General features: G+C 35.0%; 24 protein-coding genes and 1 pseudogene. 22 read left to right on the top strand and 3 right to left on the bottom strand.

Annotated features, from left to right (window positions below):
- The first annotated feature begins 1 nt into the window (after position 1).
- From IEV35_RS00410 to IEV35_RS00450, 10 genes and pseudogenes are all read left to right on the top strand, one after another.
- On the top strand, positions 2 to 1,003 hold the full coding sequence (locus tag IEV35_RS00410) for a sensor histidine kinase (RefSeq protein WP_188382704.1): 1,002 nt from the start codon (positions 2 to 4) through the stop codon (positions 1,001 to 1,003).
- 85 nt (positions 1,004 to 1,088) lie between these two features.
- Complete coding sequence (locus IEV35_RS00415; protein WP_308419749.1) at positions 1,089 to 1,853, top strand: ABC transporter ATP-binding protein; 765 nt, start codon at positions 1,089 to 1,091, stop codon at positions 1,851 to 1,853.
- Positions 1,828 to 3,723: an FtsX-like permease family protein gene (locus IEV35_RS00420; RefSeq protein WP_188382706.1), complete on the top strand. Its 1,896-nt coding sequence runs from the start codon at positions 1,828 to 1,830 to the stop codon at positions 3,721 to 3,723. The genes IEV35_RS00415 and IEV35_RS00420 overlap by 26 nt, the downstream gene beginning before the upstream one ends.
- A gap of 346 nt (positions 3,724 to 4,069) precedes the next feature.
- Complete coding sequence (locus tag IEV35_RS00425; protein WP_188382707.1) at positions 4,070 to 4,558, top strand: PH domain-containing protein; 489 nt, start codon at positions 4,070 to 4,072, stop codon at positions 4,556 to 4,558.
- A complete protein-coding gene (locus tag IEV35_RS00430) occupies positions 4,555 to 6,060 on the top strand; it encodes a PH domain-containing protein (RefSeq protein ID WP_229740595.1) in 1,506 nt (501 codons plus the stop codon). The genes IEV35_RS00425 and IEV35_RS00430 overlap by 4 nt, the downstream gene beginning before the upstream one ends.
- Positions 6,061 to 6,414: 354 nt before the next feature.
- Positions 6,415 to 7,986, top strand: a complete 1,572-nt coding sequence (locus IEV35_RS00435) for a Vga family ABC-F type ribosomal protection protein (protein WP_188382708.1) — start codon at positions 6,415 to 6,417, stop codon at positions 7,984 to 7,986.
- 150 nt (positions 7,987 to 8,136) lie between these two features.
- Complete coding sequence (locus IEV35_RS00440; RefSeq protein ID WP_188382709.1) at positions 8,137 to 9,252, top strand: DUF4279 domain-containing protein; 1,116 nt, start codon at positions 8,137 to 8,139, stop codon at positions 9,250 to 9,252.
- 120 nt (positions 9,253 to 9,372) lie between these two features.
- Positions 9,373 to 10,187 (top strand): annotated as a pseudogene (locus IEV35_RS00445) (EcsC family protein).
- 305 nt (positions 10,188 to 10,492) lie between these two features.
- Complete coding sequence (locus IEV35_RS20040; protein WP_229740596.1) at positions 10,493 to 10,591, top strand: putative holin-like toxin; 99 nt, start codon at positions 10,493 to 10,495, stop codon at positions 10,589 to 10,591.
- A gap of 554 nt (positions 10,592 to 11,145) precedes the next feature.
- On the top strand, positions 11,146 to 12,048 hold the full coding sequence (locus IEV35_RS00450; RefSeq protein ID WP_188382710.1) for a hypothetical protein: 903 nt from the start codon (positions 11,146 to 11,148) through the stop codon (positions 12,046 to 12,048).
- Between the two features lie 69 nt (positions 12,049 to 12,117).
- Here the strand turns inward: IEV35_RS00450 and IEV35_RS00455 are convergent, their stop codons facing one another.
- Entirely contained in the window at positions 12,118 to 13,605 is a 1,488-nt protein-coding gene (locus IEV35_RS00455) for a TcaA NTF2-like domain-containing protein (protein ID WP_188382711.1), read from the bottom strand.
- Positions 13,606 to 13,839: 234 nt separating this feature from the next.
- Between IEV35_RS00455 and IEV35_RS00460 the strand changes: the two genes are divergently transcribed.
- Both IEV35_RS00460 and IEV35_RS00465 read left to right on the top strand, forming a co-directional pair.
- A complete protein-coding gene (locus IEV35_RS00460) occupies positions 13,840 to 14,016 on the top strand; it encodes a hypothetical protein (protein ID WP_188382712.1) in 177 nt (58 codons plus the stop codon).
- Between the two features lie 7 nt (positions 14,017 to 14,023).
- On the top strand, positions 14,024 to 14,428 hold the full coding sequence (locus IEV35_RS00465) for an NUDIX hydrolase (RefSeq protein WP_188382713.1): 405 nt from the start codon (positions 14,024 to 14,026) through the stop codon (positions 14,426 to 14,428).
- Positions 14,429 to 14,463: 35 nt separating this feature from the next.
- Here IEV35_RS00465 and IEV35_RS00470 read toward each other — a convergent pair whose 3' ends face one another.
- Complete coding sequence (locus IEV35_RS00470; protein ID WP_188382714.1) at positions 14,464 to 15,357, bottom strand: protein kinase domain-containing protein; 894 nt, start codon at positions 15,355 to 15,357, stop codon at positions 14,464 to 14,466.
- 14 nt (positions 15,358 to 15,371) lie between these two features.
- A complete protein-coding gene (locus tag IEV35_RS00475) occupies positions 15,372 to 16,283 on the bottom strand; it encodes an aldo/keto reductase (RefSeq protein ID WP_188382715.1) in 912 nt (303 codons plus the stop codon).
- Between the two features lie 127 nt (positions 16,284 to 16,410).
- Between IEV35_RS00475 and IEV35_RS00480 the strand changes: the two genes are divergently transcribed.
- From IEV35_RS00480 to IEV35_RS00525, 10 genes are all read left to right on the top strand, one after another.
- The gene (locus IEV35_RS00480) at positions 16,411 to 17,091 is read left to right on the top strand and encodes a RibD family protein (RefSeq protein ID WP_188382716.1); all 681 of its coding nucleotides are present in this window, start codon (positions 16,411 to 16,413) and stop codon (positions 17,089 to 17,091) included.
- A 59-nt stretch (positions 17,092 to 17,150) separates the two neighbouring features.
- Positions 17,151 to 17,696: an NUDIX domain-containing protein gene (locus IEV35_RS00485; protein ID WP_188382717.1), complete on the top strand. Its 546-nt coding sequence runs from the start codon at positions 17,151 to 17,153 to the stop codon at positions 17,694 to 17,696.
- Between the two features lies 1 nt (position 17,697).
- Positions 17,698 to 18,867 carry an endonuclease Q family protein gene (locus IEV35_RS00490; protein WP_188382718.1) on the top strand — a complete coding sequence of 390 codons (1,170 nt, stop codon included), beginning with the start codon at positions 17,698 to 17,700 and terminating at the stop codon, positions 18,865 to 18,867.
- 86 nt (positions 18,868 to 18,953) lie between these two features.
- Positions 18,954 to 19,601 (top strand): stage II sporulation protein M, encoded by a 648-nt coding sequence (spoIIM, locus tag IEV35_RS00495; RefSeq protein ID WP_188382719.1) that lies wholly within the window; start codon positions 18,954 to 18,956, stop codon positions 19,599 to 19,601.
- 87 nt (positions 19,602 to 19,688) lie between these two features.
- Positions 19,689 to 20,144, top strand: a complete 456-nt coding sequence (fur, locus tag IEV35_RS00500) for a ferric iron uptake transcriptional regulator (RefSeq protein WP_188382720.1) — start codon at positions 19,689 to 19,691, stop codon at positions 20,142 to 20,144.
- A gap of 621 nt (positions 20,145 to 20,765) precedes the next feature.
- Positions 20,766 to 20,972, top strand: a complete 207-nt coding sequence (locus tag IEV35_RS00505) for a DUF4227 family protein (protein ID WP_188382721.1) — start codon at positions 20,766 to 20,768, stop codon at positions 20,970 to 20,972.
- Between the two features lie 3 nt (positions 20,973 to 20,975).
- A complete protein-coding gene (xerD, locus tag IEV35_RS00510) occupies positions 20,976 to 21,866 on the top strand; it encodes a site-specific tyrosine recombinase XerD (RefSeq protein ID WP_188382722.1) in 891 nt (296 codons plus the stop codon).
- A gap of 255 nt (positions 21,867 to 22,121) precedes the next feature.
- Positions 22,122 to 23,297: a phosphopentomutase gene (deoB, locus tag IEV35_RS00515; RefSeq protein ID WP_188382723.1), complete on the top strand. Its 1,176-nt coding sequence runs from the start codon at positions 22,122 to 22,124 to the stop codon at positions 23,295 to 23,297.
- Between the two features lie 16 nt (positions 23,298 to 23,313).
- Complete coding sequence (locus IEV35_RS00520) at positions 23,314 to 24,135, top strand: purine-nucleoside phosphorylase (protein ID WP_188382724.1); 822 nt, start codon at positions 23,314 to 23,316, stop codon at positions 24,133 to 24,135.
- 13 nt (positions 24,136 to 24,148) lie between these two features.
- Positions 24,149 to 25,453, top strand: a complete 1,305-nt coding sequence (locus IEV35_RS00525; RefSeq protein ID WP_188382725.1) for a pyrimidine-nucleoside phosphorylase — start codon at positions 24,149 to 24,151, stop codon at positions 25,451 to 25,453.
- Positions 25,454 to 25,478: the final 25 nt, after the last annotated feature.

Genomic DNA, 25,478 nt, shown 5'->3' on the forward strand with positions numbered 1-25,478 from the left:
TATGAAACTATTTCTTCGTGAACATATACTACTTATCGTCATCTATGTCGTACAAAGTGTGTCCATTCCGATTCTTTTCTGGTTAGACGGATTTCGAGGCAGTGGTGTTAGTGTATATGCTGTTTTTTTATCTATATTTCTTTTAACGATTTATTTAATGTATCGTTATTTGAGTAGGAGAAAGTTTTACAAAAGATTAGTAAAACCAATGGAAACTTTAGATAGCTCTCTGGAACTTACTGGAGGATCTCCAGTCGAAAGAGCACTGGACAATCTACTACAATCCCAGTATCGCCAATATTTAATGAAAATCCAATTAGCAGAAGAAAGACAGGAGGAACATCTGTTATTTATGGACCGGTGGGTTCATCAGATGAAAACCCCACTATCTGTAATTGAACTGACAGCCCAAGACTTGGACGAGCCAGCATCTTCTAGTTTAAGAGAAGAAACGGAACGAATGAGAAATGGACTGAATACGGTACTATATATGGCAAGGCTGCGAACTATTTCGGAGGATTTTCATATAAAACCAGTTCACTTAGCTAAACTCGTCCATGAAGTTAATCAAGAAAACAAACGTTTGTACATACGAAATGAAGTATACCCACAATTGAAAGAAAAGACTAAAGGAATTACTGTAGAGACCGATGAAAAATGGCTTTTCTTTATTCTGTCTCAACTAATCCATAATGCAGTTAAATATTCAACTGGAAAATCAAATCAGATAGTTATTACATTATTTGAGCGCTCAGGCGAGGCAGTACTAGAAGTACAAGATTTTGGAGTTGGAATTCCAGTTGTCGATCAAAAGCGGGTATTTCATAAATTTTACACTGGTGAAAATGGACGGAAGTACCGGGAATCGACAGGAATGGGACTTTATTTAGTGAAAGAAGTAACAGAACGATTAGAACATGAACTTGAATTAGAGTCTGCAGTTGGAAAAGGCACCATTGTTCGAATCATTTTTACTCCTACACAAAACCTTACACAAATGTAAGATTAGTGAAAGCATAATCGATGGTTGACTGGTCTTGTAACGGGCTATACTTTGTACTAGATGAAGTATTGAGAGGAGAATGATTATGCTTAAACTTACAAAAGTTAGTAAGATTTATGAAGGAAAAGTAGCATACAGAGCGTTAACCGATATTGATTTAGAAATTGAAAAAGGTGAATTTGTCGCGATTATGGGACCATCTGGTAGTGGGAAAACGACATTATTGAATATCATCTCAACGAATGATTCACCTACGACAGGACAAGTTGAAATTGATGGGAGAGATCCCCATAAATTGAAGAAAAATGCGTTAGCAAAATTCCGACGCAATGAATTAGGCTTTATTTTCCAAGATTTTAATTTACTCCATACATTAACGGTAGAAGAAAATATCGTCTTACCATTAACATTAGATGGAACTCGTGTTAAAGAAATGAAGGAAAAAGCTCATCAGTTAGCTAAATCACTCGGTATTGAAGCCATTATGAGTAAGCGAACCTACGAAATATCTGGTGGGCAAGCACAGCGTGTAGCGATTGCTCGTGCAATGATCCATGAACCAAAGTTATTATTAGCAGATGAACCTACAGGTAACTTAGATTCGAAAGCATCCAAAGATGTGATGGGAATGCTTGTTTCTATTAATGAAAGAGAAAAAACAAGTCTATTAATGGTAACCCATGATCCGCAAGCAGCGAGTTACTCGGATCGTGTTGTCTTTATTCGAGATGGAAGACTACATTCAGAAATTCATCGTGGGGAGAGTAGGCAAGCATTTTTCCAAAAGATAATTGACATGCTCTCATTGATGGGAGGGGATGGCAATGACTTTTCGTCAGTTCGCGTTTAATAATGTCTTACGTAATAAACGACTATACATTGCCTACTTCCTAAGTAGTTTGTTTACAGTTATGGTATTTTTCACGTTTGCAATTTTCGCATTTCACCCTGCTTTTTCGGGTGGGAAAGTGAATCAAAATGCCTTAATTGGAATGGCAGTTGCTGGAGGAATCATCTATGTGTTCTCTTTCTTCTTCGTTCTTTATTCGATGAGTTCATTTTTACAATCGAGAAAGAAAGAGTTCGGTTTGCTTATTATGTTTGGTGCATCGAACAAGCAAATTCGATGGATGGTCTTTTTAGAAAATATCTTAATTGGATTTTTTGCTACGGTAGGTGGAATTTTAACGGGTTTAGTTTTTGCAAAAGCCATTTTACTTATCGCAGAAAATGTACTAATTATTGAAGAATCCTTATACTTTTATTTCCCAACATGGGCGATTATCATTACGTTTATAAGTTTTATCTTTCTATTTTTCTGTATTTCTCTATTTGTTTCGTTTATATTGCGGACAAATAAATTAGTAGATTTAATTAAAGGGGATAAGAAATCAAAAGGAGAACCGAAAGCTTCGGTCATTCTATCTGTTTTTGCAGCGTTATTAATTGCAGTAGGATATGGTGTATCCCTTTATGTAGAAGGGCTTCAAGTAGTTGCTGCATTAATACCGGTTGTTCTTGTTGTTACACTTGGAACATATCTCCTATTTACCCAATTGAGTGTCTATATCATACGTCGCTTAAAAGGAAATAAACTTGTCTTCTGGCGCAAGACGAACATGTTATTATTCTCTGATTTATCGTTTCGGATGAAAGATAATGCGCGAACATTCTTTATGGTGGCAATTATTTCGACCGTAGCATTTAGTGCAATTGGTACGTTATATGGATTTCAATCATATCTAACCAAGGGAATGAAAGAAGTTAATCAGTATACACTCTCGTATTCTCCATGGGGGAACGATTCAAATGAGACTATAGAGAATGATTTATCTATTATTAATGGGATTTTAGAAGAGGAAAAAATTGATTCAAAGATGGAAACATTGGAATTAACCTATTTTGATAATTTGATCCCAGATGCTCGAGTACTAGTTGTGAAGGCTTCAGATTATAATCGTTTTGCTGCTTTAATTGGAGAATCTGAAGTACATCCAGCCGAGCAAGAAGCGATTGTTGTGGAACAAAGTAGTGCAATGCTTTCGGAGGGACCAAAAGCTAGTGAACTATTAATGGATTCTCCTATAGCGCTAAAGGATGGTACTATTGTACTTCCTAGTCAGGTTGTTGATACGGAAGTGCTCAATATCATGACTGGCTATTATGTTGTTCATGATAACGTATTTGAAAAATTTACTTCTCCAGACTATCGTGATTTTATTGCTGTTTGGAAAGCAGAGGATGCTGGGAAAGAACAACTAATTGAAGTTGGAAGTAAAATTAACGAAGCTATCGAATATAAAGTAACTGCGATAGACTATCAATTATATGAAATTGATAAAACATTTGGACCGATTCTTTTTATTGGCTTATTTATCGGGATTGTCTTCTTTGTTTCCGCTGGTAGTTTCTTATATTTCCGTTTGTTTACTGATTTAGAAGGGGAGAAACAGAAATTCAGTTCGATTGCTAAAATTGGCTTAACCGATTCTGAGTTGAAAAAAGTGGTCAATCGACAAGTTGCCTTGTTATTTTTCTCACCAATTGTAGTGGCCTTAATCCACGGTGCAGTTGCACTTACAGCTCTATCCAATTTCTTTAATTACAATTTAACAGTAGAAGCTTCTATCGTATTAGGAAGTTTTACATTAATTCAGATTATCTATTTCTTAATTGTCCGCTATTTCTATGTGAAGCAAGTGATGCGTGCCGTCATGTAATAGAATGAAAGACCAATGCTACTTAGTAGTGTTGGTCTTTTCTTATTAGGATGGGATGAATGATTTTTTACAGCTGGAAGAAAATTTAAAAAGTTCTATTGAAACACTATCAAATAAAGTTATGGAGACTTATGCAACATGAAATATAGAATCTTATGTTTGTGCTAGTGGAACGTAAGACTTGTACTCACGTTATTTCTTTTGCTTTATCTAAGTGAAGATTATATTGTAATTAATGAGCAACTAAGTTATATAAAAAGGAAATAATTCTACAAATTGAAAACATTTTCGCTTTTATTTCGTATTACGTTAATAGAGGATTATGAATTAGGAGGAGAAGTTGATTATGTCTGATAGAAAACTAGAAAATACGTTATCACCAATATATCCGAAAATAAAACGAATTACTGCGTTAATTTCTAAATTTATACAATTTATCATACTCGGAGTTTTAATATGGATGTATAGTTATTTCGATTGGCCAACATGGATTTACTGGGTTCTAATTGGATTAATCGTGCTTAATGTTTTTATGACAATTTGGTCTATATTTGAACCGCACTACTATTATCGCAGTTGGAGTTATCAATTTGACGAAGAATATCTTCAATTAAGTTATGGCATCTTTCAGAAAGAATGGGTTACTGTTCCAATGACAAAAATACAATCCGTGACAACGACTCAAGGACCAATTATGAAACGCTATCAAATTCGTTCCATTTCTGTGGAAACCGTTGGCTCTTCTCATGTCATTCCTGCACTAGAAGAGGAAGTTGCCTTTTCATTAAGAGAAAAATTAGCAGAATTTGCGAAGTTAAAGGAAGTGGGTGAATGATGCGGTACCATCCATTGACAATGCTTTATCGGCTGTTTCATTTACTGAAAAACAGTCTATTTATCATCATTATCTTATTCGTTGTTAATCATGATTCAGATATGTGGATGATGAAGTACGGGAGATACATATTTATTGTTGTTATTATTATGATGATCTTTAATATTATCGTTTCTTGGTTTGTGGAGAAGTATGAATGGAAAGAGAAAGTTTTTTATATTCATAAAGGTATATTTGTAAAAGAAACGAGTACAATACCATTTTCTAGAATTCAAAACATAACCCGAAAGACGGAGATCTTTCATAAAATATTCGGTCTAACTTCCTTAACTTTTGAAACAGCAATGGATGGATTAGACGACTCCATTCATTTCAAAGTTATTACTAAAAAGCATGCTGATGAATTGATAGACTTAATAAAAGTAGAAAAAGATATCGTTAGTGAGAATGATGAAACTAACGAATTAAACGATGGTGAGATGATTGAACAAGTAAATACGAAAAACACTAAGCTAACAAAAGAACGCACCTTACATTTTACACCACGACAAAAAGACTTATGGAAGGCAAGTTTCACTTCGTTAAGCTTCCTTGCCATTATTCCAATCATTGCAGGTGGATTTGAATATGTACAACCATTTTTGGAGGATCGATATGAACTGGAGGGTGTCGTTCAAACGTTCTTGGATAGTTCTTGGATAATTGGAGTGGTTATTACGTTTGCAGTAATTATTTCTGTTTGCTTTGGAATTGCTACAACATTTATTCGATATGGAAAATATGAGATTTCTTCCGACACAACACATATTTATATTGAGCGTGGTGTTTTGAATGAGAGTTATTTTTCAATTGAGAAGAATAAAATCCAAGGTTTGGAAATACAACAAACCGTATTAAAACGACTATTTGGTTTAGCAGAAGTTAAAATTATTAGTTCTGCCAAAGCAGGTGAGGAAGATGGTAAGGTAAACGTCAATTCTCTTTATCCTTTCTTACCGCTCCAAGAAGCCTATGAGCTAATAGAAGAAATATTACCTAATTATCAAATACATGACCAATTAGAGAAGTTGCCACGTGTGGCTCTCTTCTTAAAGTTAATTCGACCGAGTTGGTTCTGGTTATTAGCAACTGTGGCTCTAATATACTTCAAACCTTCTTTCTTGTTTTTATCCTGGTGGGCGTTGAGTCTTATCCTTCTATTTATCATTGTAATCAATCGTGTATTAGATTATTTCCATACCCGATATATATTGGAAGGTGATCAAGTTCAATGGTGGAAGGGTGGTTTAACCAGTCGCATGTTCATCACGAAACGAAAAAATGTCGTCGAGATGAGTTATTCCCAATCACGATTACAAAAGCGATTCCAAGTATCTTCCGTAACAACTATTAATCGTTCTACACCAATTCATATGGAAACGATTCAAGACATCCCATTACCATATGCCTTAAGCATACAAGATTGGTACTACAAGCGAAGCGAAGATGTAGAAGTGATTTAAGGGGGACAGTCCCCCACACACTAAAGTGTTAAAGTTGGGCCATTACCCGGTTGACAATTATAAATGTGATAAGCTAAACTAAAATTAATTAAACAGTGGAAGGGTGAATTTATTAACATGTACAACTAATCCTATGAATTTGACATTCAATTGAAAAGCAATAAAGCAGATAGACGGGATATCTCTGTGCTTTTTTCGATTGTAATGTTCTAGAATAGGATTGGTGTATGATGTTAGTAAGCCAAGGGAGAGGTGTCTCTATTTTGGTATACACACTATTTTTATGCCTCCTATTCAGAACGAATATATAGGGGGCTTTTTTGTCTCCAAAATTTAAGATGTGGAGATGATATGATGATGTTGTTACAAGCACAAACAATTAAAGAATATATTGGCGACAGGCTTTTATTAGATATAAATCATTTAGAAATTCATCAAGGTGATCGGATTGGATTAGTTGGACTTAATGGAAGTGGGAAAACGACGTTACTAGAAATCCTCAGTGGTAAACGTAGACCAGAAGAAGGGAAGGTAAATAGATATACGACATGTGATCTAATCCCTCAATTTAAGCGAATCGATTCGGTGAAAAGTGGTGGGGAAGTAACACAAGAGTATATACGTGATGCCGTCATTGAACAAGCAGAACTGATGCTTGCTGATGAACCAACTACGAATCTTGATGCCGATCATATTGAATGGTTAGAAAATTTATTAGCTGAATGGCAAGGTGCCTATGTCCTTGTTTCCCATGACCGAAAGTTTTTGGATACACTTTGTACCACAATTTGGGAATTGGATGAAGGGAAAATTAATGTTTATTCTGGAAACTATAGTCAGTATATGGAACAAAAGAACTTAGAAGATGAACAGAAGAAGCAAGCTTATGAGCAATACGAAAAAAAGAAAAGACAACTCGAGGAAGCGTTAAAGAAAAAGGAACAAAAAGCGGAAAGAGCGACGAAGAAACCAAAACAAACAAGCAAGTCTGAAGCGAAAATCACAGGTGCTAAACCATACTTTGCTAAGAAACAAAAGAAACTTCAAAAGACCGCTAAAGCAATCGAAACTAGACTGGAGAAGTTAGAAAGTGTTGAGAAAGTAAAAGACTTAGCTCCAATTAAAATGGATTTACCAAATGAGGATACATTTAAGAACCGTATTGTTATGCGGGTGGAAGATCTAGAAGGAAAAATTGGGAAGCGGATATTATGGCATCACGTAAGTTTTCATGTACGTGGTGGCGATAAGTTAGCTATTATCGGTCCAAATGGTAGTGGTAAAACAACTTTTGTAAAAATGCTTATGAATCAAAAAAAGGAAATACATCTATCTCCTTCTGTAAAGTTAGGATATTTCAGTCAAAATTTATCGGTACTTGATTCCAAGCAAACTATATTGGAAAACGTCCAAAACAGTTCGAAGCAAAGTGAAACATTAATACGTACGGTACTAGCACGAATGCATTTTTATCGCGATGATGTCTATAAACAGGTTGACGTACTAAGTGGTGGGGAGCGAGTAAAAGTTGCTCTTGCAAAGATATTTTTAAGTGACATCAATACACTAGTATTAGATGAACCAACGAACTTTTTAGATACAGAAGCAGTAGAAGCGTTAGAATCCTTGTTAAAAGAATACGAAGGTACCGTTATTTTCGTATCCCATGACCGAAGATTAATAGAAAATGTAGCTAAAAAAATATTGGAAATTAGAGAACAACATATGCATTTCTTCGATGGAACATTTGACGAGTATAATCAAGCTCAAATGAAACATACAGAAGAAGAGTTGGATGAAGACATATTTCTAGTAGAAATGAAGATTTCTGAAGTGCTCAGTCGCCTCAGCCTAGAACCTTCAGAATCATTGGAACAAGAATTTCAGGAGCTATTAAAGAAAAAAAGAGAACTAACAGGGAGTTAATTAGAATGGAGAGGATATGTTGTAAAGGTAAAGTTACAACATATCCTTTTTTTGGATATAACAATCATCATAAGTGTTCGCAATAAAACGACAATATCGTATAATAAAAATAATTATGAAAACAATTAGTTAAATTGGAGGAAGTCATTATTGCAAACTACTAAAGGAACGATGGAAGCGTTAGGGCTAAGCATACCTTTTACATTGAATCAAAAGAATAATGATAATGAAAAGTTAGTAATTGTGCTCCCTGATAAAGAATATAGTACACAAGCACCTGTTCTTTTTTATGCAAGAAGGGTATTCTGGGAGGATAATTTTGATGTACTTGATTTTCGGTACGCCTTTCAAGAATTAGATGAAGATATATTACCTGTTGCCGTGAATGAAATGATTATATCTTTCTTACAAGAACATCATTATACAACCATTCATTTTGTATCCATGGGGTTAGGATCGAAAGTTGCAGCATATTTTCTCAAACATCAAGTGTACCCGGGAGTTCATGCAGTTTGGTTTTCTCCCCATATTACAGACGAGAAAGTACTTCAAGTCTTATTAAATAGACAAAATAAAGGGTTAATATTTTTTGGGGATGATGGGGAATTAGTATTGGAAGAAGTACAAGTATTAGAAGAAAAAGAACATTTAACTGTCGGCTATGCTAGTGGGAACGATTATCTCGATTCGTATTGGGTCGAAACTAGTCTTGATGTATTACAATCCATCATGAAGACAATGCAGCAATTTATTAAACACGGAAAAGTAGAGTTAATTGAAGACAAATCTGAAATTAAAGTTTACTTAACCCTATACGGTGATGATTTTCCTCTAGAAGAAGTAACCGAGAAACTGGGAATTGAGCCGACAAGAACTTGTAAAAAAGGCGATGAAATGGTGCCACCTCATGGTACCTACAAACCTGCTATAAAACGGTATTATCCAGATACAAGTTGGGAATTAGATAGCGGATATATTGAGTCAACGGATGTGGAAGTAGAATTTGACAAGTTAGTCGATAAACTACGAAGTAAAATATTCATTATCAATGAGCTTAGAGAGAAATATAACTTAAAATCATATATTCAAGTCGTTCCGCAGCTTTATAATGGTGACACGCCAATTCTTACTGTTAATAAAAAACTAATAAACTTTGCTTATCGGATCCAAGCAGAATTTATTGATTACGATATGTATATTTATCCTTTTGATAATACGGTTCGTTTTGAAAGAGATGGCTTTTACTTTAAGGGAAGAAAACTTTAAAGTGGAGAGTCGCTTTTCCTATTACCGAGATATCCCTTAACAACAATTTAAATTATCATGTATGATAGTCTGGTGTCATCAAGAACGAAAGCAATCAAGTAATAAAAGGAGTAAGAACTCATGCATGAATCGAGAGAATGGCTAGAACAGGAATTAATTACTATTCAAAAATGGGAGAAGGATCAAAGTGACTTATGGTTTTGGGAAAACTGGGTAGACTTCCATTTAAAATATTAGATAGATTTACACCGGCTATTATCCAACAGAAAATTGGCGAGATGCTAGATGAGACAGGGAATTATATCCAAACAGGAGGACGTTACTTAAGTTCTGTTTCTAACATAACCGAATACTATCCGGAAAAAAACATGGAAACATTAGAAGATGTACGTTATTTATCTGTAGAAGAAATGGATGGAGCTGCCGAAAACATTTCAAAAAACAGAAAAAAGATAGCAACTGCACAGGGAGCCAGTACTGGGTTCGGAGGGATTTTTACACTAGCTATTGATATTCCATTCCTACTTGGTTTACAACTGAAGACTGTGCAAGATATTGCGATTTGTTATGGCTTTGATCCAACGGATGTGAAAGAGCGTTTATTTATTGTTAAAGTACTACAATTTGTTTCTTCAGATTATGTAGGTAAACAAGCGATATTGACTACTTTATCGAAATTTGACCATCCGGATGAAGATACGAATCGGCTAGTTATGTCTGAGTTACAAGGTTGGAGGGAAGTGTTTTTCACATATCGAGACCAATTTGGTTGGAAAAAGTTATTCCAAATGATTCCGATTGCAGGTCTAATTTTTGGTGCGGTTATTAATCGATCGGCTGTTAAAGATATTGCCGAGGCAGGAAGAATGCTGTATCGAAAGCGAAGGATAAGTGAGAGGCTTTTAAATAATAATCTTATTGATCCAACTGTATAAACTGTCTATCTTCAATCTGCTAATAGCGCTATTTCATACTTTCTCCATTTCTAATAGGTTGGTTGACTTATCATTAATGGAGTTTTGAATTGGTCTTAACATGAAATCAACCTTTGAAAGACGTTTGTTTTCTACAATATAGTAATTATGAAGGGGGTATCAACCCTTACCCCTGTCTAATTTCCTAATAATTCAAATAATCTATAATTATGGATTCGATAGTGATATAATATAGACAAGTAATAATCGTGATTTCCTAAGGGGGGTCGGCGCATTCTCATCGTTGTAGTGTCTTGCGATATGCTATGACGAAAGGGGGTGTTGCCTTGTCTGTTTATGAAACATTGGTGTTAATGATTGCCTTTGCAACACTCGTTGTGACGATCTTAGACCAAAAAAAATAGACCTCCCTAAGGTTCCAGCCGTGTGAGGTCTATTCCTTGCATGCGCAGACCCCTCTTGAAGGGGAAGCGATTATTACTGACCGGAGATACGCCAATATCTTCGGTCTTTTTTATTTTATGTGTTAAATATGTTTCTATGTTTATTATAACACGAAAAGTTAGTTAGTAAACTAAAAGTTAGACTTACAAGCCGAATAATAAGTATTTTTAGATTTCTTAATAAAAGTGCGCTTTTTTCTGTGTGCAATGTTTTACTGTTTATCTTACGTAAAAAAAGTAAGTAAGTTTACTATTTTCTTTGGACAATCCGAATATAATTCTGAATATTACAAACTGGATAAGCATATAGGTAAAAAGAACGACTGTTTTTAGGTAGTACAAATGATATGAAGTCATTTATTCTACCGGGTTAAAAGGGGAAGGAGGATAGGGAGGTTACGAACTATGTAGTGATTACATAAAAAGAAAAAAGGATGGTGAATATAATGATTTGCAGTAATTGCAATCATAAGCAGCCTGGAGGTAAATTTTGTGAGTTATGTGGAGGTCAACTAGTGATTGAGCCTGAACCTACACCAATACAATCTACAAACTCACAACCAATTCAACATGAAGGAGATCGTGTACATGTTGAATCAACTGAATCACAACCACAATTAACACAATCGTATCAACAAGTTTCAACGAACAATCCAACTAAACAAGGGACGACATTACAAGAGTATAAAACGAGTTTTACTCAATTGATTAAAAATCCTACGAATGCTTTTACTTTAGGAGAAAAGGACTTTAGCGGTGGTTTAATAAGTATCGGTCTCTATATTGTTACATTTGGAATTGCTTTTTATTTAATAGCCAAGTCATTTTTAGAAATGATTGTAGACACAGCATTGAGTGCATTCACTGGATCACCTGGAATGTCTGAGTTTATGGAAATATTAGCGTATGCCATTATCTATCCTGAACAGTTTGCCAATCTTTTCAGCAATGAGGATTTACTTTACGGATTTTTGGATGGGGGAACACTTGACGTAAAAGTGGAATTTTTTGATACATTTTTACGGGGAGCATTTATTTCGATCATCTTCTTAGCAGTTGGATTAGGAAGTATGATTGTTATGTCTAAAATCGCAAAGAGCACATTAGATTTTAAAACTTTAATAACTAGATTTAGTGGTTTAGTCGTACCATTCGTCCTTTTAAATGGATTAGCATTAATAATTTCGCTTCTTGGCTCGAGCTCTTTTGCACTAATCCTATTAATGATGTCATTATTCTTTATCACGGTAATCATTCCAGTTATCCTGACATTCGTGAACACAGAAAATATCACTGTGCAACGTGTCTATATTAGTTTAGCTTCTGGAGTCGTTGCAATTGTAATTTCGTATTTTATTGTGAATAATTACTTAGATAATTATTTAAAAGCATTTGAAGAAATTATGAATATGCTTTAAGAAGATTTTATAACATAAAAGGACAGAATGAACGCCCATTCTGTCCTTTTTCTATTTAACAACATTCACCTAATCAGACGAACGATTGGTTTCTACGTATTTTACATCTACTAGTAAATATTTATCCCTGGTATAGAGTACTGTATATACTTTTTCTCGATCATAGTAAATTTCTTGATTTAGATGGTTTGTAAATGTAAATGTCTCTCTCGTTGTTACTTCAATGGTATCTTCATTAACTACTTTTATTGCTAATACTTCGTTACTTTCAAAATCGAAGTGAAAGGAGGAACCTTTTAAGTCAGCAATATATTGTTTTAAATCTTTATAGATTTGACTATTTGGTTGTAGAAAAGGTTCAATTAAGCTAAAGTTTACTTCGTTTAAAGCTTGTTCATACCTTTCTCGGAAACGCAGCACTTGATCACCAGCTAAAGTATGATCCACTTCTTTATCCGCTTCTTCCACAGTTTCTGCTTCCTGTTCTTGTTCTTCCTCTTGTTCATCTTGCTCTTCTTCTTCAACTTCTTCCGTCTCAGAAGCTACATCTAAGTCACTATTTTCAAAAAGTAATAGAATTTCTCCTCCGTTTGGATAATCATCAAGAGAAACAACATTAGATGTGATTCTTTCACCATTAGCATTGGTGGATTCGGCTTGTAAAGTAACAGCACTACTCTCAGGGAATGGACCTAATTGCTGAGAATGATCTAAAGTTATTCCAGAATGTTTATTATTTATTAATAAGGTCGATTCAGGAAGATTGGTGTTTATCGTATAAAACACAGCTGGGAATTCCAGAGAAACTTCTAAGATGTCTGTTTCAATTTCTATTGGTATTTCCAATGCAAATTCACCAAATTGACTTGTTGAATTTCCTGAAATTTCATAACTACCTGGATAAATCGATTCGATTTTCGTTAGGTTATTCGCTTGAATAACAGTATTAAAATCATTAATTGTAATTTCAGTATCATCTAAGTTTGTCGCAACATGAAGTTCAGTAGGTACAGCTCTCCAGGAAATTTTGCTATATAAACCAAATAAGACATCTTTTTGTTCTAATATAAATAATTCGTTCCCCTGGTAACTTGAAATCGATTGACTGGTTTTTAAAGATGTTTTAAGAATGGGGGTGGCTTGTTCTTTGATATGTTCCCATTCCATCTCTTTTATGTATTTGAAGTAACTTTCCTCATCAATAATCGCATTTTCTTCAAATGTTAGTGAGTCAATAAAATTTTCATAGTTATTCGTAATGATTGCTTCATCTAAAGCTTGAAAACTCTTCATTGGGTCATAATAGTTTTCAAGAAATTGATGTGCGGCAAACAATCCACATAGTATGATTGCGATTGTCCAAATTACTATTTTCTTCTGTTTCGTCATCGGTTTTCGGGTTCGTTGTTGTGGTGGTGGGGTATTACTTCTCGGGGTAGTATGAGTGTAGACAGGTGTTGTATTTTGTTCGATTGTTGTTTCTCGTTCTTGTCCACAATGAATACAGAAACGCTGGTTTGATTCCAATTTCATCCCACAATGAATACAAAAATTCATACAATCAACTCCTTCCTTTGATATATAGGTATTAGTTATTAATACCTACATAGTTATCTTATAAAATATTCAACGAGAATATGATTGAAATTGGGAACAGAAGGACAGACTAATTCCATTTAGGAGGGAATAATTGTTTGTAAAGCATTAGATTGTAGTATTTCATGTTATAGTTTCATTAGTATAATAGTTGTAGAATGTGTAAATATCTTATTAGATAAGGAGTGGAGTAATTTGAACAATTTTATAGAAGTAACTGAACAGAAGTCAAATGAAAAAATAATGATTAACACGTTGTTAATCTTAGATGTAAAAGGAAATATTATTACCGTGGCAAATGGATTCTCCATCAATAAATATAAAACGGTAGAAACGTATGATGAAATAAAGAATAAATTAAAGGCTATATAAACAAATAATGAGGGATAGAGGAGCAGTAGTAATTATTGAAAATGATAAGGTAGCTCTGATAAAACGCGAGAGAGAAAATTCCGTGTATTATGTTTTTCCAGGTGGAGGAGTAGAAAGCGAAAAGGGAGAGACTCCAATAGATGCTGCAAAGCGAGAAGCGATAGAAGAATTAGGGGTAGAAGTGAAAATAAACAAGCTTTTTTCCGAAGTACAGTTTAATGGTACACAATACTTTTTCTTAGCAGAAACTACAAATGGACTCATAGGAACTGGGAAAGGGGAAGAGTACACGAATAAAGAGCGAAATAGAGGTACATATGAGCCGATGTGGATTGAAATAAACGAATTAACGAAAATGGATGTTAGACCGAAAGAAGTGGCAGAACAAATTTATCAGCTTTATATCAAGTAAGATGAATGGAGAAGAAGGGGTAAAATCAATTACCCCTAGTTTCCGGAAATAGTAGAATTTAAGTTGCTAGCAACCCCCGACCAAACGTTATAAAATTCCTCTACCGTCGCATATCTTACTGACCTATCTTGGCTTACTGCTTTTGTAGCAATTTCATAAAGTTCCTTACCAGCATCCCATTTAGTAATGGAACGATCTGTTTCGCCGCCAAGTAATGCAAAAGCAATAGCCCCCATATTAAATACATTTGTTCGACTATCAATTTCAGCCCCTAGCTCAAATTCTTCAGGTGACATAAATCTAGATGAACCCCAAAGTCGCCCCATCTGATTAGTAAATGGTTTTTTCTTATATAAATCAATGTCACAAATCTTTATTTCATGCTGATTGAAATCATATAAAACACTGCCATCATAAAAATCTACTGCAACATAATGATTTCTTTCAACGTGGACATGAAACTCTAAAATACTTTGAAAAGCCTTTAATCGAGTGTGAGTAGGTAAGTTTTTAAACTTGAAATAAGGTGAGTCTGGATGTGTGTATTTTAGTGGTGGGGGAAAGGCCCAATGGGAGTGCAGACATTCACCTTCAAACCACTCAAATACTAGCGCATAACCATTCTCTACTTCAAAATTATCAAGTAAACGGATTAATTGTTTATGTTGCAAATCGTTATAAATATGAACTGATTTCTTTAATGTGTTGATTGCGTCCTCGGGTTTGCCATTGTATTCCTTTGTTTTTGCCCCAGCAAATTTAATAAACTTCTTCATTCCATCTTTTTCAATGCCGAAACTAATATTACCTGAATCTTGTTCATCGAAGACTTTAAACACATTGCCCATAGTTGTCAGCCAATCAAAGTTATATTTTTCTTGTAATTGGAATGATACATTATCTAAAGTAATCGTCTGTAACTTCCTCATTCAATCCCTCCACATTAACGATGGTCTTCATACCGGTTTTCTTTCGTGCTTGATTTCAATAAATGATAAACTTCTTCTGAAAGTGTCTTATCCATAGCAATGGCGGTATTTTCTTTAACTTGTTCAATGGAACTAGCACCAAATACAGCAGTTGCTACGGCAGGATGTGTTAACACGTATTGCAATGCTAACTCATTCATGTTGTTTGTGATAGAAGATAGTTTTTCATTTGTAGCTATTAAATCTTCAAATGAATAGTCTAAGAAGCCATTTTTCCCTTTATTTATGATTTGTTCTTTGGCACGATTACTCAACATTCCTTTAGCTAATGGTCCACGAACAAGTACACTTATATTATTTTTATGTAGTAAATCAAGTATTTCTTCCTCCGGTCTACGGTCTAAAAGACTGTACTGGGTCATCACCCCGTCAATGGAAGATCGCTTCACATATTCACGAATGACATTTGGTCGAATAGAAGAGATACCGTAAGCACGGATAACACCTTCTTGTTTTAATTCTTCAAATGCCTCAATCGTTTCATCGATTGGATCATCAAGTGTACCTCCGTGTAACATGTAAAAATCGATATAATCTGTTTGTAGACGACGTAAGCTTTCTTTAACTTCTGATTTAATGTATGGCTTCGATGGGTCCCAGAACCAAGCTTTAGACTCTTTATTAAAGTGATTTCCAACTTTTGTTGTTAAAACAATCTGATCACGTTTTCCTTTAATTGCCTCGCCAACTATTTCCTCATTTAAGCCAAAGTCATATAAATCTGCCGTATCTAAATGATTAATTCCTGTATCCAAGGCAAAATCGATTATATTTTTTGCTTTTTCTTTATCTGTACCAAGTGACATACACCCTAAGGTCAGTACAGAAACTTCCAAATCTGATTTACCGAGTTTTCTTTTTAACATGCTACCAACCTCCTAGTGTTAATCATATTGGAACGAATACAGATTGCCAAATAAATTTGCTTACAGTGATTGAAAAGAAATTTTAATATTAAGACAAGTTAAAAAATAAAAGGGTGGAGGGAGAAGTTTGAAAAGACCAAAAGTAATTTTAAACGTATTTTCTTCAATTGATGGCAAAATAACAACTGCACCTAATCATAATGTTTCAGAATGGACTAAATATGGGATTGATGGAGAAGCACATGACCTTACGTATCGGTTATACGATCAATTAGATTGTGATGGCTTAGTATCAGGTAGTGAAACATTAATGGTGTATGGAGGTCATTGGATAGAATTAGAACAGCCGATTTATGAACCAAAGAAATCGAAAGCATATATTGTTTTTGATGGAAGAGGGAGGATAAATTGGCAGCAAACAGAAGGTTTAATCGTTGTTACAAGAGAAGATGTACCAAAAGAATATATTGATCAACTTGAAAAGAAAGGTATTACTTATATAACATCAGGTACTGGGGAACATATTGATTTAACTTTAGCGTTACAGAAGTTATATGAAATGGGATTCCGTACACTTGGCATCAGTGGTGGTGGAGGTATAAATGGTGCTTTTTTAAGAAATGGATTAATTGATGAAATTAGCATTGTATTTGCACCTGTCGTCGTTGGTGGAAAGCTTACACCTGCTCTTTTCGATTGTGATGAACTACATTCTGTTCATGACATAACTAAATTAGAACTCAAACAGGTAAAACAATTTGATTCAGGTTCGATATGGATGCATTACAAAGTGCAGAGTGAAGATTAACTTTGTAATTTTCCTATGTTAAAATTAAAGCATAGTTTCGTACATAAAGGATGACAAACATGAAAAAATTCGAAGAAAAAACAATCAAAACAACACAAATTTTTGATGGGAAAGTAGTGAGGTTACAAGTTGATGATGTCCAACTCCCAAATGGGAACACGTCCAAACGGGAACTGATTAAACACCCCGGTGCAGTGGCCATCATTCCGATTACAAAAGATAATAAAATTGTACTTGTGGAACAATACCGAAAGCCACTAGAAAAATCAATTATCGAGATTCCAGCTGGAAAATTAGAACCAGGAGAGGATCCAGAAAAAACAGCCGTCAGGGAATTAGAAGAAGAAACGGGCTATACAACAAAAAGTATATCGAAAGTGACCTCTTTCTATACTTCTCCAGGCTTCGCAGATGAACTTATGCACATTTACTTAACAGATGATCTGGAGAAGCTAGAAAACCCTCCAGCATTAGATGAAGATGAATTTGTAGAAATACTAGAAGTCACATTAGAAGAAGCGAAACAATTGGTCCGTGAACAACGAATCCATGATGCCAAAACAAATTATGCCATTTTATATTTAGAGATGCAGGAGTTACGTTAATATGTTACAAACTTATTTTGCAGACATGCACATTCATATTGGAAGGGATATTTTTAATGGCCCAGTAAAGATAACGGCATCAAAGAATTTAACGATTACAAATATCCTGAAAGAATCAAGTAGAAATAAAGGAATCAACTTAATTGGTGTCATTGATTGCCAATCACCAAATGTGCAACTTGAATTAAAACAATTAATTGAACAAGGACAAGCTTATGAATTAGACGATGGGGGAATTAGGTTTGAGGAGGTAACTTTGCTGCTTGGTTCAGAAATAGAAGTCTATGATGAAAATTGTCAAGGACCTATCCATGTACTTTGTTTTCTACCAACTTTAGCAGAAATGGAACAATTCTCGGAATGGCTCGTATCTAAGATGAAAAATATTACTTTAAGTTCCCAGCGATACTATGGTTCAGCAAAGGAACTACAATATAAAGTAAAAGAACTTTCAGGACTTTTTATTCCAGCACATGTGTTTACACCATATAAAAGTTTATATGGAAAAGGTGTAAAGAGATCGTTAGAAGAAGTATTAGACCCAGATTTAATTGATGGTATTGAGCTAGGTCTTAGTTCTGATACGTTCATGGCTGATCAAATTTCTGAACTTCATGCTTATACATTTGTTACAAATTCAGATGCTCATTCCTTAGCTAAAATCGGTCGAGAATACCAGGAAATCGAAATGAAAGATCCATCATTTAAAGAGTTTATGTATGCACTACACCAGGTAGAAGGTAGGAAGATCGTCCGCAACTTTGGCATGAATCCTAAACTTGGCAAATATCATAATACCGTTTGTGATGCTTGCCTCCATCCAATGGATCCTGAAGCAACGATTTGTGAAAAATGTAGTTCGAAGAAGATTGTCAAAGGGGTTGCGGACAGAATTTTGGAATTGAAAGATTTTCATGGGGAAAATACATCAAGACCACCGTATTTATATCAAGTACCGTTAGAATACTTACCAAAGCTAGGACCGAAAACGTTTCAGAAATTATTAGACCATTTTCAAACAGAAATGAATATTATCCACCACGTTCCATATGAAAAATTAATAGAAGCCATTCCTGAAAAACTTGCTCATTCTATTATTCAAATGAGAGAAGGTAAGTTACAGGTTAACGCTGGTGGTGGAGGGAAGTATGGTACCGTTTCGGAAAGTTAATTTGTAAAAAGATAGATTTGATAGGAATGATTCGAGGGGATTCTTCATAACTTCTAATATAGACAAGAAGTGAATGGAGGATTCCTATGAATAGACGATCAGATCTACTAGACCATTTTCGCACATACGCAACGATATATGTATTTATGATTATATTATTTCTAACTGGGATTATTTTCGGGGCTATTATCGTTAATAGTATGCATTTCGTCCAAAAACAAGATTTATTCTTTTATTTAGAACAATTTTTCGGAACGCTATCCGCTGAGAACCCAATCGCAAGTAGTGAGATTTTAAAAGATAGTATTTTTTATCATATTCGATATTTGTTACTATTATTTGTTCTTGGTCTATCTGTTATTGGGCTACCAATCGTCTGGATATTAATATTCCTTAAAGGACTAGTTGTCGGTTTTTCGGTCGGGTTTATCGTTAATCAACTTGGTATGAATGGTTTTCTACTTGCAACATTATCGATTGCACCACAAAATATTATCGTCATACCAATTTATATTATTGCTGGTAGTTTATCGATGATTTTTTCGATTAGTCTTTTAAACAAGTTATTCACTAGAAAAGTATCATTATCACGGCCAGTACTTGCACCATTCGTTAGATATATTACTGCGTTTGCTGTATTAGTCGTTATTTCATTTATCCCGGCAATCATTGAAGCATATATATCAAATGAAGCAATGGTATCGTATATTAAATCACTTTATCCTAAAAACTAATATTACTTTATAATAATTACACTTTATGCTTTGACACTACTCTCCGGTGTGCATATAATAAAGATGGGATATGAGGAGGGAATCGCCATGGAACATCGAATTGATCGAATAAAAAAGCAACTTCATGCACAGAGTTATAAACTAACCCCACAACGTGAGGCAACTGTACGTGTGTTGTTAGAGCATGAGGCCGACCATTTAAGTGCGGAAGATATTTATTTGTTAGTAAAAGAAAAAGCTCCTGAAATTGGGCTTGCTACCGTATATCGTACGTTGGAATTATTATCCGAACTTAAAATTGTAGATAAAATTAATTTTGGCGATGGCGTCTCCAGGTATGATCTTCGTAAAGAAGGAGCCGAACACTTTCACCATCATCTCGTATGTATTGAATGTGGCTCGGTTGAAGAAATTATGGAAGATTTATTAGGTGATGTAGAAAAAATTATCGAGTCCCAATGGGGATTTCAAGTGCAAGATCACCGCTTAACATTCCATGGATTATGTAAAGTTTGTCAAACTGCAACAGTTAAATCTACGTAATACATATGCCTTTTCATCCGAGAAGGCATTATTTTATTTTTCAGGAATAATATTTTCGTGTAAAATGGAGATATGGTTGATATTATATGAGGGTTAATCAACTGATTTCTGGTTGTGATCAACCAAATTAATGGGGAATCGACCTAAAATGCGATCTAATCAACCGAAGTAGCGTGGGAATCAACCGAAATCAGGTCTAATCAACCAAACTTGAGGAGAATCAACCGAAACTCGAGTCTAATCAACCAAAGTAGCGTGAAAATCAACCAAAATCGGGTCTAATTAACCAAACTTGGGGAGAATCAACCGAAACTCGAGTCTAATCACCCAAAGTAGCGTGGAAATCAACCAAAACCAGGCCTAATCAACCAAACTTGAGGAGAATCAACCGAAACTCGAGTCTAATCACCCAAAATAGCGTGGAAATCAACCAAAACCAGGCCTAATCAACCGAAACTCGAGTCTAATCACCTAAACCTGTTACACCCGACCCTCACTATATCAACGGAGTGAGTTAGTTCAGTTAATTTTATTGGACTAGTTTTCTATTATATGTATAAAGTGATTCTTTTTAGGCATATCTTTTAATATTACTACATTTTATTAAAGGAGAAATGCCATATGAAAAAGATGGTATGGGATACGGTCAAGGTTTTTGTTATTTTCGTGGCGTGTACAAGTTTATTTTACTTTGGTTTACAAGTGATGCATTCTGAATATGAGCAATTTCATCGTTACGATACACCAGAGGGACCGTCTGTAAAAGTGTTTAATAGTGAACAAAGCTTTTTGGAACGTTTAAATATCTTTTTTCGATTAGGGGAGTAGAGAATGTTAAATCATGCCTATAATGATTTCTTTCATTATCTGCAAATTGAACGAGGGTTATCTGAAAATACGTTAAAGTCCTATAAACGTGATTTACATAGATACACAGAGAAAATGAAAAAAACGGATCATGCTTCATGGAACGAGATTACTAGAACCGATATTATTAGTTTCTTATACCAATTGAAGGATGAAGGAAAGTCATCCGCAACCATTGCAAGAACTATTTCTTCGATTAGACAATTTCATCATTTTTTACTGCGTGAAGATATTGTTAAACATGATGCCACTTTACATATTGAAACACCGAAGAAAGAACGAAAGCTGCCGGATGTTTTGTCCCTTGAAGAAGTGGACAAGCTGTTAGACATCCAGGGAACAACACCATTAGATATTCGTAATAAAGCAATGCTTGAACTTATGTATGCAACTGGCCTCCGTGTAAGCGAACTAGTTTCCTTGAAAATAGATGATTTGCATTTAACAATGGGATTCGTTCGTTGTACAGGAAAGGGATCGAAAGAGAGAATTGTTCCTCTAGGAGAAGTTGCGGAACAAGCATTAGAAACGTACTTAAAAAAATCTCGAACTATATTAATTAAAAAGAATAAAGAAGAAAGAAGTTTATTTGTCAATCAACATGGACGACCTTTATCGAGACAAGGCTTCTGGAAGATATTGAAAAAGCTTACAGATGAGGCGAATATTAGTAAAGATATAACGCCACATACGTTAAGACATTCATTTGCAACACATTTATTAGAAAACGGAGCAGACCTCAGGGCAGTACAAGAAATGCTCGGGCATTCTGATATCTCCACTACACAAATCTATACCCACGTCTCAAAAAGTAGATTAAAAGATATGTACAAAGCATATCATCCAAGGGCGTAGGGGGAAGTAATTAGTATAAATATTATTTGTAACTCCGGGAAGAAACAAAGACTCCATCTAATAGAAGTCAATGTTAATTCGGATGTCGCTCCTTTGCTTGAAGTAGAGAGGATAATTTTCCCGGAGCCATTTCTATGTACAAATAAATTTTGACAAGGTACTATTTTAGTTATAGTTGTCTGACATCCTACAACCTAACAAATAAACATATTAATAATAAAATAAGACAACATAAGTTTGGGAGGTTTTTATATTATGAGTAAATTTAAGCGAGTATTTTTAATTGTTATGGATTCTGTTGGTATTGGTGAAGCGCCAGATGCGGAAAAATACAATGACAAAGGTGCCGATACGTTAGGACATATTGCCGAACATATGGGTGGTTTACATATGCCAAATATGGGTGAATTAGGTTTGAGTAATATTCGTGAAATTAAAGGAATCGAAAAAGCAGTTAAACCAAAAGCCCACTTTACAAAAATGCAGGAAGCTTCTACTGGGAAAGATACAATGACAGGACATTGGGAAATAATGGGACTACATATTGATCAACCATTCCAAACATTCCCGGATGGTTTTCCAAAAGAATTGATTGATGAGTTAGAAAGTCGTACCGGCCGTAAAGTTATCGGAAATAAGCCTGCATCTGGAACAGCTATTCTAGATGAACTAGGTAAAGAACATATGGAAACTGGTGCGCTCATTGTTTATACGTCAGCAGATTCCGTTCTTCAAATTGCAGCACATGAAGAAATCATACCAATTGAAGAACAATACCGTATTTGTGAAGTAGCTAGAGAATTGACATTAGATGAAAAATATATGGTCGGTCGTGTTATTGCTCGTCCATTCATTGGAGAACCAGGAGCATTTGAACGTACATCAAATCGCCATGACTATGCGTTGAAACCATTTGGTAAAACAGTGATGAATACGTTAGAAGAAGAAAAATATGATGTGATTGCTATTGGGAAGATCTCTGATATTTATGATGGTGAAGGGGTTACGAAAGCTATTCGTACGAAAGACAATGATGACGGAATGACAAAAATTGTAGAGTCATTAGACATGAATTTCCACGGAATTAGTTTCTTAAACCTCGTTGATTTTGATGCGAAATATGGACATAGAAGAGATCCAGAAGGCTATGGTAAAGCACTTGAAGAATATGATGCAAGACTTCCTGAAGTATTAAATAAAATGAAAGATGATGATTTATTAATTATTACGGCTGATCACGGAAATGACCCTATTCACCATGGAACAGACCATACGCGTGAATATGTTCCTCTTCTTGTTTTCCATAAAGGAATAGAAGAAGGAACAGAACTACCTTTAAGAAAAACATTCGCAGATATTGGAGCAACAATCGCAGATAACTTTAATGTAAAGCTACCAGAACACGGAACAAGCTTTTTAAACGAAATTTAATTGGGAGAGAATGATTATGAATTATTCAAACATAAAAGAAGCAAGCGAGTTTATTCAAAGTAAATTAACAACACAACCGGAATTAGGATTAGTTTTAGGATCTGGCCTAGGTGTATTAGCAGATGAAATTGAAAATCCTACGATTATTTCTTACAATGAAATCCCATATTTCCCAGAATCAACTGTTTCTGGCCATAAAGGGCAACTAGTTGTTGGGGAATTAGAAGGAAAACAAGTATTAGTCATGCAAGGTCGTTTCCATTTTTATGAAGGGTATACGATGCAGCAAGTAACGTTCCCGATTCGTGTTATGAAAGAACTTGGCATCCAATCTTTAATCGTTACGAATGCAGCAGGTGGTATTAACGAAAGTTTTGAACCCGGAGATTTAATGGTTATTACCGATCAAATTAATAATATGGGAACAAGTCCATTAATCGGACCAAATGATGAACAGTTAGGTGCACGTTTCCCTGATATGTCATCTGCATATGATAAAGAATATGTACAGCTTGCTTTGCAAGCTGCAGAACAACTGAATATAAAGGTACAAACTGGGGTATATGTTGGTAACACTGGTCCTGCTTATGAGACACCTGCTGAAGTTCGTATGTTACGAACTTGGGGTGGAGATGCAGTCGGAATGTCAACCGTGCCAGAGGTAACAGTTGCTAATCACTCTAGCATGCGTGTGCTTGGAATTTCTTGTATTTCCAACATGGCTGCAGGAATTTTAGACCAACCATTAACACATGATGAAGTTATTGAGACAACGAATAAAGTAAAACAAGACTTTTTACAATTTGTAAGAAAAATAATTCAAACTTTACCATTATAAACGGGGTGATACGATGAGAATGTACGACATAATTGAGAAAAAACGTGATGGTAATGAACTATCTGAAGAAGAAATTCGATTTTTTATTAATGGATATACAAACGGGGATATCCCAGATTATCAAGTTAGTGCGTTAATGATGGCGATTTACTTCCAAGATATGACTGAAAAGGAACGAGCAACATTAACGATGGCAATGGTAGAGTCTGGAGATCAAATTGACCTAGCTGCGATTGAAGGTATTAAAGTGGATAAACACTCAACAGGTGGTGTAGGGGATACAACAACACTTGTCCTTGCTCCACTAGTTGCTTCAGTTGGCGCACCGGTTGCGAAAATGAGTGGTAGAGGGTTAGGTCATACTGGTGGAACAATAGATAAATTAGAGGCTGTCTCTGGATTTCATACTGAGATTTCCAATGAAGAATTTATTAACCTTGTAAATGAAAATAAAGTGTCTGTAATTGGTCAAACAGGGAACTTAACACCAGCTGATAAGAAACTTTATAGTTTACGTGATGTAACGGCAACAGTGAATTCTATTCCGTTAATTGCAAGTTCAATCATGAGTAAGAAAATCGCATCTGGTGCAGATGCCATTGTATTAGACGTAAAAACTGGTGCAGGTGCATTTATGAAAGACTTAGATGATGCAAAAGCATTAGCACACGCAATGGTATCGATTGGTAAACAAGTTGGTCGTAACACGATGGCGGTTATTTCTGATATGAGTCAACCACTTGGATTTGCAATTGGAAATGCTTTAGAAGTAAAAGAAGCGATTGATACATTACAAGGTAAAGGTCCAGAAGATTTAACAGAACTTTGCCTCGTATTGGGTAGCCAAATGGTCGTATTAGCAGAAAAAACAAATACGATTGAAGAGGCTAGAAAAATGTTAGAAGAAAATATGGCAAATGGTAAAGCTCTAGAACAGTTCAAAGTTTTCCTTGCATCACAAGGTGGCGATGCTTCTGTTGTTGATAATCCTGAACGACTTCCGAAAGCAACATATCAAATTGATGTAGCTGCTGATCAGTCTGGATTTATTGATACAATCGTAGCTGATGAAATCGGAACTGCAGCAATGATGCTTGGTGCTGGAAGAGCGACGAAGGAATCTGAAATTGATCTATCTGTCGGTATTGTCCTACATAAAAAAGTAGGCGATAAAGTAGAAGCAGGTGAAACGTTATTAACTTTACACGCTAATACAGAAAATGTAGATAATGTGATTCAGCTAATTAAAGAAAACATTCTTATTAGTGACAAGGCTGTAAAAGAACCGAAGTTAATATATGAAATGATTACAGAATAAAGAAATGAGAAGGGAATATCTAGTG

This window comes from Ornithinibacillus halotolerans, assembly GCF_014637405.1.
Taxonomy (GTDB): Bacteria; Bacillota; Bacilli; order Bacillales; family Amphibacillaceae; genus Ornithinibacillus; species Ornithinibacillus halotolerans.

Excerpts from the sequence above, each read along its gene's own strand:
- xerD (WP_188382722.1), top strand. The coding sequence starts at position 20,976 with ATGTTAAATCATGCCTATAATGATTTCTTTCATTATCTGCAAATTGAA.
- IEV35_RS00505 (WP_188382721.1), top strand. The coding sequence starts at position 20,766 with ATGAAAAAGATGGTATGGGATACGGTCAAGGTTTTTGTTATTTTCGTG.
- deoB (WP_188382723.1), top strand. The coding sequence starts at position 22,122 with ATGAGTAAATTTAAGCGAGTATTTTTAATTGTTATGGATTCTGTTGGT.
- IEV35_RS00435 (WP_188382708.1), top strand. The coding sequence starts at position 6,415 with ATGATGTTGTTACAAGCACAAACAATTAAAGAATATATTGGCGACAGG.
- IEV35_RS00410 (WP_188382704.1), top strand. The coding sequence starts at position 2 with ATGAAACTATTTCTTCGTGAACATATACTACTTATCGTCATCTATGTC.
- IEV35_RS20040 (WP_229740596.1), top strand. The coding sequence starts at position 10,493 with ATGACGAAAGGGGGTGTTGCCTTGTCTGTTTATGAAACATTGGTGTTA.
- IEV35_RS00430 (WP_229740595.1), top strand. The coding sequence starts at position 4,555 with ATGATGCGGTACCATCCATTGACAATGCTTTATCGGCTGTTTCATTTA.
- IEV35_RS00415 (WP_308419749.1), top strand. The coding sequence starts at position 1,089 with ATGCTTAAACTTACAAAAGTTAGTAAGATTTATGAAGGAAAAGTAGCA.
- IEV35_RS00455 (WP_188382711.1), bottom strand. The coding sequence starts at position 13,605 with ATGAATTTTTGTATTCATTGTGGGATGAAATTGGAATCAAACCAGCGT.
- IEV35_RS00425 (WP_188382707.1), top strand. The coding sequence starts at position 4,070 with ATGTCTGATAGAAAACTAGAAAATACGTTATCACCAATATATCCGAAA.
- IEV35_RS00490 (WP_188382718.1), top strand. The coding sequence starts at position 17,698 with ATGTTACAAACTTATTTTGCAGACATGCACATTCATATTGGAAGGGAT.
- fur (WP_188382720.1), top strand. The coding sequence starts at position 19,689 with ATGGAACATCGAATTGATCGAATAAAAAAGCAACTTCATGCACAGAGT.
- spoIIM (WP_188382719.1), top strand. The coding sequence starts at position 18,954 with ATGAATAGACGATCAGATCTACTAGACCATTTTCGCACATACGCAACG.
- IEV35_RS00465 (WP_188382713.1), top strand. The coding sequence starts at position 14,024 with ATGAGGGATAGAGGAGCAGTAGTAATTATTGAAAATGATAAGGTAGCT.
- IEV35_RS00470 (WP_188382714.1), bottom strand. The coding sequence starts at position 15,357 with ATGAGGAAGTTACAGACGATTACTTTAGATAATGTATCATTCCAATTA.
- IEV35_RS00420 (WP_188382706.1), top strand. The coding sequence starts at position 1,828 with ATGACTTTTCGTCAGTTCGCGTTTAATAATGTCTTACGTAATAAACGA.
- IEV35_RS00485 (WP_188382717.1), top strand. The coding sequence starts at position 17,151 with ATGAAAAAATTCGAAGAAAAAACAATCAAAACAACACAAATTTTTGAT.
- IEV35_RS00525 (WP_188382725.1), top strand. The coding sequence starts at position 24,149 with ATGAGAATGTACGACATAATTGAGAAAAAACGTGATGGTAATGAACTA.
- IEV35_RS00475 (WP_188382715.1), bottom strand. The coding sequence starts at position 16,283 with ATGTTAAAAAGAAAACTCGGTAAATCAGATTTGGAAGTTTCTGTACTG.
- IEV35_RS00520 (WP_188382724.1), top strand. The coding sequence starts at position 23,314 with ATGAATTATTCAAACATAAAAGAAGCAAGCGAGTTTATTCAAAGTAAA.